Source organism: Streptomyces sp. SP17BM10, from assembly GCF_036322405.1.
Lineage (GTDB): Bacteria > Actinomycetota > Actinomycetes > Streptomycetales > Streptomycetaceae > Kitasatospora.
On the sequence record NZ_JAQYXB010000603.1, the window covers coordinates 1 to 12,703 of the forward strand.

Sequence of the window (12,703 nt, forward strand, 5' to 3'; positions counted from 1 at the left end):
ATGCGGCTGGATGTACTCCTCGGAACTCGCCCGGCTCACCGTCCGCGAGGACGGCACGGCGAGGGGACGCTTCCTCGGGGGACAGATCTCCTTCATGCTCGCCCGCCCCCAACTGCCGCCACCGCTCGGGCTGCTGCCCGACCTGAACACGGGAGACGAACGCGGCGCCGTCCACGGTCCCGATGTCCTCAGCGACTGGACGGCCCGCTTCGTCGCCCAGGTGGCAGCTCCCCGCGCCCAGAAGATCACGCTGGATGTCGGCGGCCGGGATCAGCACGTCCTGATCGATGCCGAAGCCGGCGCGTGGGCTGTGCTCACCGAGGACGGCGGGAAGTGGACCGTTCGTCAGGGCGGGCCGGCCCGCATCTGGGACGACGTCGAGGAGCACCTGACGTGGTGGCTCACCGACGGCTCCCCGGGGCTGGACGGGTTCGAGATCACCGTCACGCCGGAGGGCCAGACGATCACCTGGCCACGGCGGTCGGCCTGAGGCGGGCCGGCCGCTTGCCTCCTGCTCCCCTCCCTGGCCGGCCACACGGCGGTGCGGCCGGCCAGGGGGCCCACCCGTCGCGAAAGGACCGCCACCCCGCGTCGGTGAGCGGCAGTTCGGGCAGGAAGGAGACGTGGGCCGGCTCGTGCAGCGGGCCGCGCCGGGTGCGTACCAGGACCTCGAGTTCCTGCGGGTCGGGGCGGCTGCCGGGCACGGGGACGACGACCGCGTGGACGCGTTCGATCCGGTTGGCGTCGGGGGTGCCGAAGACCGCGCTCCGGTGCACCTGGGGGTGGGAGTTGAGGATGTCCTCCACCTCGGAGGTGTAGACGTGGCCGGCGCCGGTGTTGATGAGGTCCTTGAGCCGGTCGACGATGTAGAGGTAGCCCTCGTCGAGCAATGCTCAGGACTTGTGGACCAGCTCCTGGGGGCGCGTGGAGGGCGTACCTTGCGGGTGATTGATCGAGAAGTCACCGAGTAGACCCGCGTTGCAGCGCGGGTCGGGAAGGCACGCCCGTGCTGAGCGTAGTCACCGCCGACGGTTCCACCGAGTCCGGCTCCCTGATTGACGAGATCGTGCGCGAAGGCGCCCGCCGGATGCTTGCCGCCGCTCTGGAAGCATAAGTCAGCCAGTACATAGCCGACTTGGCCGCTGAGACCGACGGGTCCGGTCGGCGGCTGGTTGTCCGCAACGGGCACCATCGGCCCCGCAGGGTGGTCACCGCGACCGGTCCGGTTGAGGCACCGCACCCCGGGTGAACGACCGGCGGGTCGACGACGCCACCGGCGAGCGCAAGCGGGTCTCCTCGAAGATCCTGCCGCCGTGGTACCGCAAGTCGCCGAAGGTCTCCGAGGTCCTGCCGCTGCTCTACCTGCACGGCCCGTCCTCCGGGGACTTTGTGCCCGCGCTGGAGCATTCCTCGGTGGCACGGCCGGCCTGTCGCCGGCCACCGTCACCCGTCTGACGAAGCAGTGGGGCCAGGACCACACCGCCTTCCAGGCCCGTGACCTGTCCGACCGGGACTTCGTCTACGTGTGGGCCGACGGCGTGCACCCCAAGGTTCGGCTCGGGCAGGCGCACTCCTGCGTCCTGGTCCTGCTCGGGGTACGCGTCGACGGTACCAAGGAGCTGATCGCCATCGCGGAGGGCCTGCGGGAGTCGACCGAGTCGTGGGCCGACCTGCTGCGCGACTGCCGTCGGCGTGGCATGCGCGACCCTGAGCCGGTGGTCGGCGACGGTGCGACGCGATCACCGGAGCCCACCTCGTCGCACTGGTCCGCGCAGGCGCCCAGTTCGAAAACGGTGTCCTCGTCGAGTGCGAGGAGCAGGCCGCTTGATCGGCTGAAGGAGCCAACGGCCGGACTGTGGCTGACCGCGATAACCCAGCGAATGTCATCGGCCATCCTGGGACACTGGCCGCCATGGATGAGGTCAAAGTCGTCGTCGCCCATTCCGAGCGCGCGACCCTGCGCGTCGGCGACGTGTTCTTGAAGGTGGACCCCGATCAGGCGCGCATCGACGTTGAGGTTGAGGCGATGACCCTGGCACCGGTCCCGACGCCGGAGGTCCTGTGGCGCAAGCCGCCCGTGCTCGCGATCGCCGCCCTTCCGGGGACGGCGCTTGGGCGCCTCGGCGAGCCGTCGACCGCGTCGCCGGCGGCTTGGGCCGCGGCGGGTGCCGCCATTCGGAAGCTGCACGAGGCGCCGTTGCCGCCCTGGCCCGGTCGGCGCCGCCGGGGTCCCGAGGAGTTGGCGGCGGAACTCGACGGCGAGTGCGAGTTGCTCGTGACGAACGGCGTCCTGCCCGCCGACCTGGTCACCCGCAACCGCCAGGTCGCCGAGGCAGCGATCCGGCCGTGGACTCCGGCGTTCACGCACGGCGACCTGCAGATCGATCACGTCTTCGTCGACGGCGACGATGTCACCGGCATCATCGACTGGTCCGAGGCGGGCCGGGGTGATGCCCTGTTCGACCTCGCCACCTTGACGCTCGGACACGAGGAGCATGTCGAAGACGTCATCGCCGGCTATGGCACCGACATCGACCTCGACGTGATCCGCGCGTGGTGGTCGTTGCGGAGCCTGCTAGGGGTTCGCTGGCTGGTCGAACACGGCTTCGACCCATTCGCGCAAGGCTGTGAAGTCGACGTGCTGAGATCACGGATGTGAGGCTGCGGAGCCCGGCCCCGTTGCCATAACCCCGCGCTCGCACGACAACTCATCCACAGGTCTTGACTATTGCTCCTCGTCGTCGAGGTAGCCGATGTCGCCGCTGTGCAGCCACCCGTCCCTGAGGGTGGCGGCGGTCAGCTCGGGCTGCTTCCAGTAGCCCTGCATCAGGCTGCCGGAGGCGATGCACACCTCGCCGTGCCGGCTGGCGGGCGGGTCGCGGCCCTGCTCGTCGCGGATGGCGACCCGGTAGCCGGGGGCGACGCGGCCCACCGAGCGCAGCAGGTGGGGGCGGGCCGGGTCGTGGTCGCCGGTGTCCAGGACGCTGACGATGCCCGCCTCGTGCTGCCCGTAGAGCTGGACGAGGACCGGGCCGAAGCGGCGCAGCGCGTCGCTCAGGCGGGCGGGTGAGGCCTGGCAGCCGCCGTAGGTGAGGCGGCGCAGGCTGGTGGTGTCGGTGTGGGCGGAGGCCGGGTGGTCCAGCAGTTGGTAGAGCAGCGGGGGCGTCAGGAAGACGTCGGTGATGCGCTCGTGCTCGATGGCGGCGAGGACGGCGGCGGGTTCGAAGCCGTCGAGGAGGACGGCGCTGCCGCCGGCGCGCAGCACCTTGTCGGTCATCTGGCCGGCGGCGTGGGCGATGGTGGTGCGCACGAGCAGGCGCGGCGGGCCGGCCGGGTCGTCGGCGGGTCGCGCATGTAGGCATGGATATTAAGGTTGAAAAGTAAATTTTTGGACCGCTCAAAGGGCTACGTGAGGTCGCCGCTGCGGTCGTGGGTGACCGGGCCGCCGCCCAGGCGGAAGGTGTCGACCTCCAGGTAGCGGCGGGAGTTGCAGCCCCACTCCAGGTTGCCGCGCATCCACGCCTTCAGGCCGTCGGTGAACGCGCCGACGGCGGCCCGGTCCTCCTCCCCCAGCCCGTGCCAGCTGGCGCACAGCGCGGTGAGCGACTCCTCGGCGCGCAGGAACACCCCGACGTCCCGGGCGACCTTGCGGTACACGTGGTCGATCGCGTCCTGCATCCCGCAGCCCAGCTCCCGGCCCACCGCCAGCACGCCGTTGGTGACCTCCCCGACGGCGAGCTCCTTGCGCAGCGACAGGACGTCGTTGACCCAGACGACCACGTCCGCGGCCTTGTTGACCATCGTGCGCAGCTGCTCGGACTCGTGGAGCAGCGCCGGCACCTCCAGGCCGGCCGCGTACTCCAGCAGGTCCAGCGAGGGGGTGATGCCGCCGGAGGCGCGGCGCAGTTGGGTGTAGCCGCTGAGGGCGGGCACGTGCCGGCGCTCGCGGTTGGCCGCCTCGTAGCGGAAGGCGTCGAGGAACTGGCCCATGTGGGTGATGAAGCGCAGCTGCCACTGGAGGCTCTGGCGGCCCGCCAGGCCGCGCCACACCTCGGCGAGTTCGACGGTGAGCGGCGGCATGCGGCGGGCGCGGGTGCGGGCGGTGCGGCGGGGGCGCGACGGTGGCGGGCCGCCGGGGCGCGTGGGGAGGGTGGTGAGCATCCGCAGGGTGGTGCGGGTGTGGCCGGCGGCCCGTGCGGCCTTGGCGCACTCGCGGCCGTCGTAGAGGTCGTCGATGACGAAGGCCCAGGTGAACCAGCCGGCCAGCGGGGCGAGGCGTTCGGCGCGCAGGTGCGGGTAGCAGCGGGCGATGAGTTCGCCGAGGTGGGTGTCGGCGAGACGGCGGCGGGCGCGCGGGCCGTCGACCAGGCCGTAGCGGTCGGCCCACTGCAGGATCAGGCGCTCCAGTTCCTCGCGGTGCGGGGACATGCGCGGCGGCAGGCGGTACAGGACGTGGTCGGTGGGCGGGAGCAGGCGCAGGTCGTGCGGGACCTGAGGGGGTGTTCGCGTCATCGGTCTCCCCGGGGCGGCTCGTCGAGGTGGTTCAGGAGTGCCTGGCGCGCAGGCGCAGGCGCAGCGGGGCCGGGTGGATCACGGTCCAGGGGCGGGGTTCGACCAGGTGCGGCAGGACGGGGCCGGGCCTGGGCAGCAGGTGCCAGCGGGAGGCGATGACGGCGAGGGCCAGGGTGATCTCGGTCAGGGCGTAGACGTCGCCGATGCACTTGCGGGCACCGAAGCCGAAGGGGACGTAGGCCTGGCGCGGGAGTTCGGCGCGGCGCTCGGGCGACCAGCGGCCGGGGTCGAAGCGTTCGGGGTCGGGGTAGAGGTCGGGGCGGTGGTGCAGGAGGTACGGGGAGAGCAGGACGGGGGTGCCGGGGGTGAGGTGCTCGCCGGCGAGTTCGACGGGCGCGGTGACGGTGCGGCTGTAGAACCAGGCGGACGGGTAGTAGCGCAGCGTCTCGGCCACCACCCGGCTCGTGGTTTCGAGGCGGGCGATGTCGGCGGGGGTGAGCGCGCGGGTGTCGGCGCGCGCGGGCAGGACGGCGCGGGCCTCGCGGGCGACGGCGTCGGCCGACTCCTCGTCCCTGGACAGGAAGTGCAGGGCCCAGCCGAGCGCGGAGGCGGAGGTGCCGATGCCGCCGGTGAGCATGGTGACGACCTGGTCGCGCATCTCGCGGTCGGTGAGCCCTTCGCCGATCATGAGGGCGAGGAGGTCGTCCTTCGTGGTGTCGCGGGCGCTGCGACGGGCGGCGATCGCGCCGTCGACCTCCCGGCTCACCGTGCGGCAGGCGTGGCGGAAGCGGCGGTTGCCGGGCGTCGGCACGCGGTCGAGGAGGGCGGACGGGTAGCGCATCTGGCGGCCGATGCCCGCGTGGAAGTCCGGGTAGACGGAGGCGATGCGGGCCACCGCGGCGGAGGAGCCGTCGGCGGAGAACATCGTGCGGGTGATGATGCGGGCGATGAGCGGGTAGGCGTGCCGCTCGACCTCGATCACGTCCCCGTCCGACCAGCCGCCCGCGGTGGCGAGGGCCTCCTCCAGCATCACCCCCAGGTACCGCCCGAAGGCCTCCGTCCGGAAGGCGGGCTGGAGTTGACGGCGCTGGCGCCGGTGCACCTCGTGCGGTGTGGAGCCCAGCCCGTCTCCGAGGAAGGGCCGCAGCTTGTCGAACAGCGGCCCGCCCTTGTCGAAGTGCCGGTTGTCGGTGAGCACGTGCTGGAACAGCTCCGGCGTGCACACCATCACCGCCCGCTGCGGCCCGAGCCGCACCTCGACGAGGTCCCCGTGCGCGGGCAGCGAGCGCAGGAACGGCAGTGGATCCCGGAACAACGCCGGCACGTGCCCGAGCAACGGCAACCCCCCGGGCGCCCGCCCGGCACGGTGGACGGGGACGGCGGTCACGGCAGGTGCAGTCATGTCTCCCCATTCGACGCAGGACTCCGGACCATCCGGCGACGGAACGAGCCCGCCCCGCCCGCCGGAGGGCAGTCAATCTGGCACCGGGCGAGGGGAGTTGAGAAGCCCGGGACGGCCCCGAATATCTGTCCTAGGACGCTTTCCGGCCGGTGTGTCACATGCTGTCGTCATTCGTCCGGCCGCTGTGGCGGGTTGACGGTCAGGAACACCTGCTCCCGGACCATGTCGACGTCGGCGATGCGTGCCGTGATGCGGTGGCCGGGCGGGATGGCGGCGGCGCCGGTCAGGGTGGCCGTGAAGCCGCCGATGTCGACGAGGGCGGCGCCGGTGACGACGCCGGTCACCTCCTGGCCGGGGGCCAGGGTTTTCAGCAGGGCCCACTGCCGGTCGCCCGGGGCCGGGTCGGTGCGCCAGCGGGCGCGCAGGATGCCGTCGGGGTCGGGCAGGACCGCGGTGAGCACGGGGGTGCGTTCGTCGACGTACATCGACAGGACCGCGGCGGCGCGGGCTCCGGCGGCGCGGGCGGTCAGGGCGGCGAAGTCGTCCTCGTCGGCGATGGTGCTGGTGATCCGGCCCTCGGTGTCCTCCCAGACGAGCTCGATCAGGCCCTCCTCCGGGAGGCCGGCCAGGACGGCGGCGACGTCGGGGGAAAGGGCGGGCCAGAGGGCCAGCATGGCGCGCGGGGTGAGCCTCGCGCGCGCCGCCTCGACGGAGTCGTCGTCGGTGAGGCGGTACCAGCGGGTGACGTTGCCGACGGGCCTCTCCTCCAGGAGCCCCGCCCGGCCCGTCGCCACGCACCAGCGCACCCGCGCCCAGAACGCCTCGTCCGCCGGGCGCTGTTCGCCGGACGAGCCGGGACCGTCCGGCTCGTGGTCGTAGGGGGAGGCGTCCACCGGCTCCGGGAACAGCCCCGTCGCCCGGGTGCGGGCCACGGCCCGTTCGCAGGGCGCGGCGGTGCCGACGTACAGGTACTGGTCGTAGCCGACGTGGACGGTGAAGCCGTCCTCGCTCTCCAGGCGGCACCAGGCGCCGTTGTCGCGCAGCATGGCGCGCACGAGGTCCAGGGCGACGGGCAGCGTCACGGTGGCGCCGTCGTGGTAGCCGGTCAGGTCGGGCGGGAACAGCCCGGCGAGGCCGTGGCCCTCGACCGCCGGCTCCAGGCCGAAGTGCGTGAAGCCGGGCCCGAGTTGGGGCTCGCGGATGGTCAGGTGCCGCACGCCGTCGTCCTCGGCGAAGGCGGCGACCGCGGCGAGGTAGGCGGCCTCGACCGGCCCGTGGTCGCTGACCGGGTCCAGCGTCCCGGTGTAGTGGCCCCAGTCGTTGCGGTCGGCGGGATCGTACTTGGTGATCCGGTGGACGTGCCGGCGGGGAGAGTTCACCGGGCCATCCTGCCGGAACCGGGCCGGCCGGAACGACGGCGGCCGGATGGGCGACATCACGCGCCCGGTGGACGGCACCGAGGTGCCCGGCACCATCAGTGTCGATCCGGGTGCCTCCGACCACGGTCGATGGCGGCTCCCGGACGGATCCTCGGAGCCGGACCCGGGATCCGCGCCTGGCATCATCTCGTCCGTGACCGATCCCCGCCGGCGCCCGTCCACGGCCCGCACGCTCTTCATGCTCTACGCCGTCGCGCTCGTGGCGCTGGCCGTGTGGCACTCGCTCCACGAGTGGAGCGACCCGCTCGACAGCTCGGCCGCGGTGCCGGCGCTCGCCTTCGCCCTGGCCGCTCCCGCTGCGGTCGTCCCCCTCGTCGCGAGCGGCGTCGGCGCCACCGTGAACGCCCCGGTGTTCGATGCCCTGGTCATCGTCGTCGCGCTCGCCGAAGTCTTCCTGCTCCACCGGGTCGTACGTGGGCGCCGGTCGAAGGGCACGGCGGGCGGCCGGAGCCGGCGGTGAGCGCTCGCTGAGGCACCCACCGCGGGCGCAGCGGCTCAGCCGAAGTCGGGGATCGGGTGGTCCGGCGCGAGGGCCGCGGCGATGCGCTGGGCGATGAGGTGGGCGTTGTGGTCGGCCGGGGCGTTCGGGCCGTTGGTGGTCGAGACGGCGATGGCCAGGTGCTCGCAGGGCAGGTAGTCCTGGGAGGCGGAGTAGCCGAAGAACAGCGGGTGCTGGGAGATCCAGTCGCCGACGACGAGGACGCCCATGCCGTAGTGGGTGGCCTCGGTCTGCGGGATGCAGATGGTCGCCGGGCACTTGTCGGTCGCGTGGCCGAGACCCACCGTGCCCGGGTCCAGCAGCTGCCGGTAGGAGGCCGGGGAGAGCAGTTCGCCCGCGCCGACTGCGACGGCCGACCGTTCCAGGTCGCAGATGTCGGTGGTCTCCACGGCGCCGGGGGCGGTGGTCCACGAGGGGTTCCAGAAGGTCGACTCCTCGTAGGTGCCGCGTTCGGAGGTGAAGGCGTGCAGGACGGGGGTCGGGATGTCGGGCGTGTAGCTGTTGCGGGTCTCGTGCAGGCCGAGCGGGCCCAGGACCTCGCGCTGGAGCAGGACGTCCAGGCGGGTGCCGGTGATCTTCTCCAGGGCCTCGCCGAGGAGGACGAAGTTGGCGTGCGAGTAACTCCAGTTGGTGCCCGGGTCGTACAGCCGGTCCTGGCGGGTGGAGATGGCGACGAGTTCGTCGGCCGTCCACTGGCGGAACGGGTTCGCGCCGACGGCCGGGGCGAAGGACGGGTCCTTGACGTAGTCGACGAGGCCGGTGGTGGAGGCGCCGAGCATGCGCAGGGTGATGTCGCGGTCGCTGCCCTTGAGGTCGGGCAGCCAGCGTGAGACGGGGTCGTCGAGGCCGACGACGCCCTGGTCGACGAGGCGCAGCAGCGCCGTGCCCATGTAGCTGATCGCGATGTTGCCGTTGCGGAAGTGCATCGCGGGCTCGGCCGGGACGCCCGTCATCGACTCGCCGAGCGCGCTGGTGACGAGTTCGCGGCCGTCGACGGTGACCCGCAGGATCACCGACTTCAGGTCCAGCTCCGTCTTGGCCTGTTCGGCGATCCGCAGGACGTCGGCGGCCGGGCCGCTGTCGGGCGGGGTGGAGGCGACGCAGGGTCTGCGGTGCCCTGCGGCGGGCTCCGCGCCGGCGGGGGCGGCCGGGACGGTGAGGGTGACCGGGACGGTGAGGGCGAGGAGCGCGGTGACGGCGGCCAGGCGCAGCAGGGCGCTGCGGGTGGTCCTTCGGGTGGGTGTCATGCGCGCAGTATCGGGCGGGGCGGGCGGGCGCCGGGTGTGGTGGCGGGCGACCCGCGTGAACGTCACCCGTCGGGTGCGTGGGGGGCGGGCGCGGGCGCTCGGCGAGGCGCGGGCAGGCGGCGGGGCGCGGGCGCTCTGCGGGCGGTCAGCACTCGCGGCCGCCTACGCGGGCGGGCCGCTGACCAGCGACGCCACCCGCCTCCAGCAGCGGGCCTTCGTCGCCGGCGCCTCGGAGCCGGCCGGCCCGGGGACCAACCGGGCCGTCGAGGAGGACTTCGTCTGCGCTGCTGGAACGGCGAGCGACTACGGGCAGTGGTAGGGGAAGGTGGCGGTCGCGGTCCGGGTGGTGGGCGAGAGGATCTGCAGGGTGGCGGTGGCCTGGAGGGAGCCCTGGCCGTCGAAGGTCCAGCGGAGCACCAGGTCGGTGTGGCGGGTGCCGGAGCGCACGTCCTGCACGAGCTCGTCGGAGGTCGTGCCGTCGCTGCGCTGCCAGCGGTAACGGATGCTTCCGGCGCCGCCGTTGGTCTCCACCGAGGCCGTGACGACGGCGGTGCCCCCGCAGCCGGGGCCCGCCGGGTCGGTGGTCGCGCCGACGGAGGTGACGGCGAGGGCGGTGGTGTGGAAGCGCCAGAACAGCAGCGCCAGGACGGCGAGGAGCACGGCCACCGGCACCAGCCACCTGCGCACCCGGCGGGGCCGCGCGGGCCGGCGGTCCGCCGCCGTCTCGCCGTGCCACGCGGCGGCGGCCTGCGGCGGGACGCCGGGGCCGAAGCGGCGCAACTCGCCGGGGGCGAGGGGGCGTTCGTCCGGCGCGGCGACGGCGGGAGCGGCGCGGGAGGCCTCGGGCTCCGGGAGCGGCTCGGGTCGCGGGGCGCCGCCCCAGACCCGGGGGTCGAGGAAGGTCGCGCTCTCGGCCTCCGCCCCGGCCTCGTCAGCGGGCAGCGGGATCGGTTCGGGCAGCGTGGCGCTCTCCCTCGCCTGCTGCGCGCCGCCCCACACCCGCGGGTCGAGGAAGGTCGCGCTCTCGGGCTCGGCGGAGTCCAGGCGCACGGTGGCCTTGGCATCCGGCGTGCCACCGGGCACGGGTGCCGGGCAGAGCCGGACGGTGCGGTCCGCGCGCGGGTCGGGCGCGCCGAGCGGCGAGCGGGGCAGCGGGACGGTCCCGCCCTCGCCGCTCGTGTCCAGACGGACCGTCTCCACCGCGTCCGGCCCGCCCAGTGGCGGACGGGAGAGCCGGACGGTCTCGCCCTCCCCCGTCAGGCGCAGGCGCTGCTCCTCGTCCAGACGGACCGTCTCCACCGCATCGGGCCCGCCCAGCGGCGAGCGCGGCGGCGGGACCGTCCCGGTCTCCCCCGTCAGACGCAGGCCGTCCTCCGTGTCCGGACGGACCGTCTCCACCGTGTCCGGCCCGCCCGACGGCGAATGCGGCAGCCGGACGGTCCGGTCCGCACGCGGGTCGGGGACGGTGTCCGTGCGGCTGGTCTCCTCGCCCGTTCCCGGACCGAGCCGGACGGTCTGGTCCGCGCCCGGGGTGGGGGCGGCGTCGGGGTGGGGCGTGGACATGGCTTTCTCCTGTGCGAGGGGCGGGACGGGTGGGGCGGGCGTGACCGGGGCCGGGGCGGTCAGCGGGGCGGGTTGCAGGTGAAGGCGTACAGCTCGGCGGACGTCTTGCCCGGCATGGTCGCGGCCGGGCTGGTGGCGACGCGTACGCCCCAGGTCGTGGAGTTGTCGGCGGAGCCGAAGGTGTGGGCGCGGGTGATGGTGGCGCGGCCGTTCTGGACCGGGACGGTGTCGGTGGCGACGGTGGCGGCGCGTCCGCCCGAGCTGTGGTACCAGCTGAGGGTCAGGGTGCCGGTCGCGTTGCCCTGGGCGACCACGGTGACGGTGGCGCTCAGGGCCCACTGGCCGTTGCAGGCCAGCGAGTCCAGGTTCACCGAGCTGATGGTGATGGTGGCGGGCGCGACGGTCCGGGTCGGCGAGGACGAGGGCGAGGGCGAGGGAGCCGAGGAGGTCGGCCCGCCCTGCGCGGGGCCGGGGCCGGCCGGCGGGGGCGACGCCGGTGCGCCGGGGCCGGCGGGGGCTGGCTGCGGGCCGGTGGCGGGGGCCGCGGAGGGGCCCGGTGCGGCGGGCGTCTTGCCGCCCGGCGTGGCCGGGGCGGACGGGCTCGCGGTGGCGGTGGCGGTGGGGGACGCGGTGGCCGTCGGCGTCGCCGGGGCGGACGGGCTCGCGGTGGCGCCGGGCGTGCCGGGCGCGGCGGACGGGCTGCCGGCCGGGTCGTGCGCGCCGAGGCTGGTGGTGGCCTCGGGCGAGGCGCCGCCGAGCACCGTGCGGGCGCCGCCGTCGGCGGCTCCCGCCATGGCGACGGTGGTGAGGGTGGCCAGGGCGATGACGCCGGCCGCGACGCCGGTGAGCACCTTGCCCCGGGTCCCGAGACGGGCGGTCAGGGGCGGGCGGGCGGCGGCCGGGGCGGCGTCGGCGCCCACGTCCGTGGCGGCGTCGGTGTAGGCGTCCGTCTCGGCCGGGCCGAGGAGGGTGTGGGCCAACGAGGTGCCGCCGCCGGCCGCTCCCCCGCCGGGCAGCAGCAGCGCGAGCAGGGCGACCAGCGCCGTCAGGTCGCGGCGGCCCTTCTCCTCCCAGTACGGCCCGTAGGCGGACGCCGCGACGGCCTCCAGCTGTTCGACGAGCGCGGCCGCGCTGTCGGGCCGGGCGTCCGGTTCCTTGGCCAGGCCCGCCAGGATCAGCGGCCGGACCGGTTCCGGGGCGAGCTCGGCCGGGATCGGCGCCTCGCTGTGCTGGACGGCGAGTTCGACGATCGTGGCGCCCTCGTAGGGGCGGGCGCCGGTGAGGCACTCGAAGAAGGTGGCGGTCGCCGCGTAGACGTCGCCCGCCGGGGACGCGGGCCGGCCCGCCCACTGCTCGGGCGGCATGTAGGCGGGGGTGCCGGAGACGTCGCGGTCGGCGCCGCTGGGCACGGCGATGCCGAAGTCGACGAGCTTGGACGTTCCGGTGGTGTCGACCAGCACGTTGGCGGGCTTGTAGTCGCGGTGCACGACGCCGGCCGCGTGCGCGGCGGCCAGGCCCAGCAGCGAGCCCTTGAGGACCACCAGGGCGGCCTCCGGCGTGGTGGCGCCCTCGGCGCGCAGCAGGTCGCGCAGCGCGATGCCGTCGACCAGTTCCATCACGATGGCCGAGCCCTGCTCGCCCTCGACGTACTCGTAGAGCCGGGTGACGTACGGGGAGTCGATGCCGGCGAGGACCTCGGCCTCGGCGCGCAGCCCGGTGGAGGCGACGCAGGCGTGGAGGTGCTTGATCGCCACCGGGGTGCCGGTGTCGCGGTGGCGGGCGAGCACGACCCGGCCGCTCGCGCCGGCGCCGAGCTCGCGCTCGTAGAGGTACTCCGGGAGCTCCCAGAGGAGCTCGTCGGCAGCGGGGGCGGGTGCGGTGTCGCCCCCGCCGGGTCTGCCGTCCTCGGCCTGTCTGCCGTCCTCGGCCTGTCTGTCGTCCATCGTCCTGCGCTCTTCCCGTCCTGCTCACTGCCTGCTCGGCTCCGCGGCGCCGCACCTTACGGCACGGCGACTACCGGCGGGGACGCGGGGCGTGCACG

11 protein-coding genes and 2 pseudogenes are annotated in these 12,703 nt (G+C 74.3%); 5 read left to right on the forward strand and 8 right to left on the reverse strand.

The genetic code is table 11. The features are described from left to right. Positions 1 to 490: pseudogene (locus tag PUR71_RS22110) on the forward strand (ATP-grasp peptide maturase system methyltransferase); the annotation flags it as partial. Here PUR71_RS22110 and PUR71_RS22115 read toward each other — a convergent pair. Beyond that, positions 465 to 890: an AMP-binding enzyme gene (locus tag PUR71_RS22115; protein WP_329928809.1), complete on the reverse strand. Its 426-nt coding sequence runs from the start codon at positions 888 to 890 to the stop codon at positions 465 to 467. The pseudogene PUR71_RS22110 and the gene PUR71_RS22115 overlap by 26 nt on opposite strands. Positions 891 to 1,006: 116 nt before the next feature. On the opposite strand from PUR71_RS22115, the pseudogene PUR71_RS22120 reads away from it, so the two are divergent. Continuing rightward, a pseudogene (locus PUR71_RS22120) lies at positions 1,007 to 1,733 on the forward strand (transposase); the annotation flags it as partial. Positions 1,734 to 1,912: 179 nt separating this feature from the next. Then, the gene (locus PUR71_RS22125) at positions 1,913 to 2,659 is read left to right on the forward strand and encodes a phosphotransferase family protein (protein WP_329928810.1); all 747 of its coding nucleotides are present in this window, start codon (positions 1,913 to 1,915) and stop codon (positions 2,657 to 2,659) included. 66 nt (positions 2,660 to 2,725) lie between these two features. Here PUR71_RS22125 and PUR71_RS22130 read toward each other — a convergent pair whose 3' ends face one another. The 4 genes from PUR71_RS22130 to PUR71_RS22145 form a co-directional block, all read right to left on the reverse strand. Beyond that, a complete protein-coding gene (locus PUR71_RS22130; RefSeq protein ID WP_329928811.1) occupies positions 2,726 to 3,310 on the reverse strand; it encodes an AMP-binding protein in 585 nt (194 codons plus the stop codon). 95 nt (positions 3,311 to 3,405) lie between these two features. Next, complete coding sequence (locus PUR71_RS22135) at positions 3,406 to 4,512, reverse strand: terpene synthase family protein (protein ID WP_329928812.1); 1,107 nt, start codon at positions 4,510 to 4,512, stop codon at positions 3,406 to 3,408. Positions 4,513 to 4,543: 31 nt separating this feature from the next. Then, positions 4,544 to 5,914 (reverse strand): cytochrome P450, encoded by a 1,371-nt coding sequence (locus tag PUR71_RS22140; protein ID WP_329928813.1) that lies wholly within the window; start codon positions 5,912 to 5,914, stop codon positions 4,544 to 4,546. Positions 5,915 to 6,081: 167 nt separating this feature from the next. Next, positions 6,082 to 7,293, reverse strand: coding sequence for an RNA-binding protein (locus tag PUR71_RS22145; protein WP_329928814.1), 1,212 nt, complete (start codon positions 7,291 to 7,293; stop codon positions 6,082 to 6,084). A gap of 193 nt (positions 7,294 to 7,486) precedes the next feature. On the opposite strand from PUR71_RS22145, the gene PUR71_RS22150 reads away from it, so the two are divergent. After that, entirely contained in the window at positions 7,487 to 7,813 is a 327-nt protein-coding gene (locus PUR71_RS22150) for a hypothetical protein (RefSeq protein ID WP_329928815.1), read from the forward strand. 35 nt (positions 7,814 to 7,848) lie between these two features. On the opposite strand, the gene PUR71_RS22155 is transcribed toward PUR71_RS22150, so the two are convergent. Beyond that, a complete protein-coding gene (locus tag PUR71_RS22155; RefSeq protein WP_329928816.1) occupies positions 7,849 to 9,099 on the reverse strand; it encodes a serine hydrolase domain-containing protein in 1,251 nt (416 codons plus the stop codon). On the opposite strand from PUR71_RS22155, the gene PUR71_RS22160 reads away from it, so the two are divergent. Then, positions 9,098 to 9,418 (forward strand): hypothetical protein, encoded by a 321-nt coding sequence (locus tag PUR71_RS22160; protein WP_329928817.1) that lies wholly within the window; start codon positions 9,098 to 9,100, stop codon positions 9,416 to 9,418. The genes PUR71_RS22155 and PUR71_RS22160 overlap by 2 nt on opposite strands. Here the strand turns inward: PUR71_RS22160 and PUR71_RS22165 are convergent. Together PUR71_RS22165 and PUR71_RS22170 are read right to left on the reverse strand one after the other, a co-directional pair. Further along, positions 9,403 to 10,662, reverse strand: a complete 1,260-nt coding sequence (locus PUR71_RS22165; RefSeq protein ID WP_329928818.1) for a hypothetical protein — start codon at positions 10,660 to 10,662, stop codon at positions 9,403 to 9,405. The genes PUR71_RS22160 and PUR71_RS22165 overlap by 16 nt on opposite strands. Positions 10,663 to 10,721: 59 nt before the next feature. Continuing rightward, positions 10,722 to 12,605, reverse strand: a complete 1,884-nt coding sequence (locus tag PUR71_RS22170) for a serine/threonine-protein kinase (protein ID WP_329928819.1) — start codon at positions 12,603 to 12,605, stop codon at positions 10,722 to 10,724. Positions 12,606 to 12,703 lie beyond the last annotated feature (98 nt).

What these genes read in the sequence shown, in the direction of transcription:
- PUR71_RS22125 (WP_329928810.1), top strand. Translation starts at nt 1,913, where the DNA reads ATGGATGAGGTCAAAGTCGTCGTCGCCCATTCCGAGCGCGCGACCCTG.
- PUR71_RS22135 (WP_329928812.1), bottom strand. Translation starts at nt 4,512, where the DNA reads ATGACGCGAACACCCCCTCAGGTCCCGCACGACCTGCGCCTGCTCCCG.
- PUR71_RS22140 (WP_329928813.1), bottom strand. Translation starts at nt 5,914, where the DNA reads ATGACTGCACCTGCCGTGACCGCCGTCCCCGTCCACCGTGCCGGGCGG.
- PUR71_RS22160 (WP_329928817.1), top strand. Translation starts at nt 9,098, where the DNA reads ATGCGCGCAGTATCGGGCGGGGCGGGCGGGCGCCGGGTGTGGTGGCGG.
- PUR71_RS22155 (WP_329928816.1), bottom strand. Translation starts at nt 9,099, where the DNA reads ATGACACCCACCCGAAGGACCACCCGCAGCGCCCTGCTGCGCCTGGCC.
- PUR71_RS22165 (WP_329928818.1), bottom strand. Translation starts at nt 10,662, where the DNA reads ATGTCCACGCCCCACCCCGACGCCGCCCCCACCCCGGGCGCGGACCAG.
- PUR71_RS22170 (WP_329928819.1), bottom strand. Translation starts at nt 12,605, where the DNA reads ATGGACGACAGACAGGCCGAGGACGGCAGACAGGCCGAGGACGGCAGA.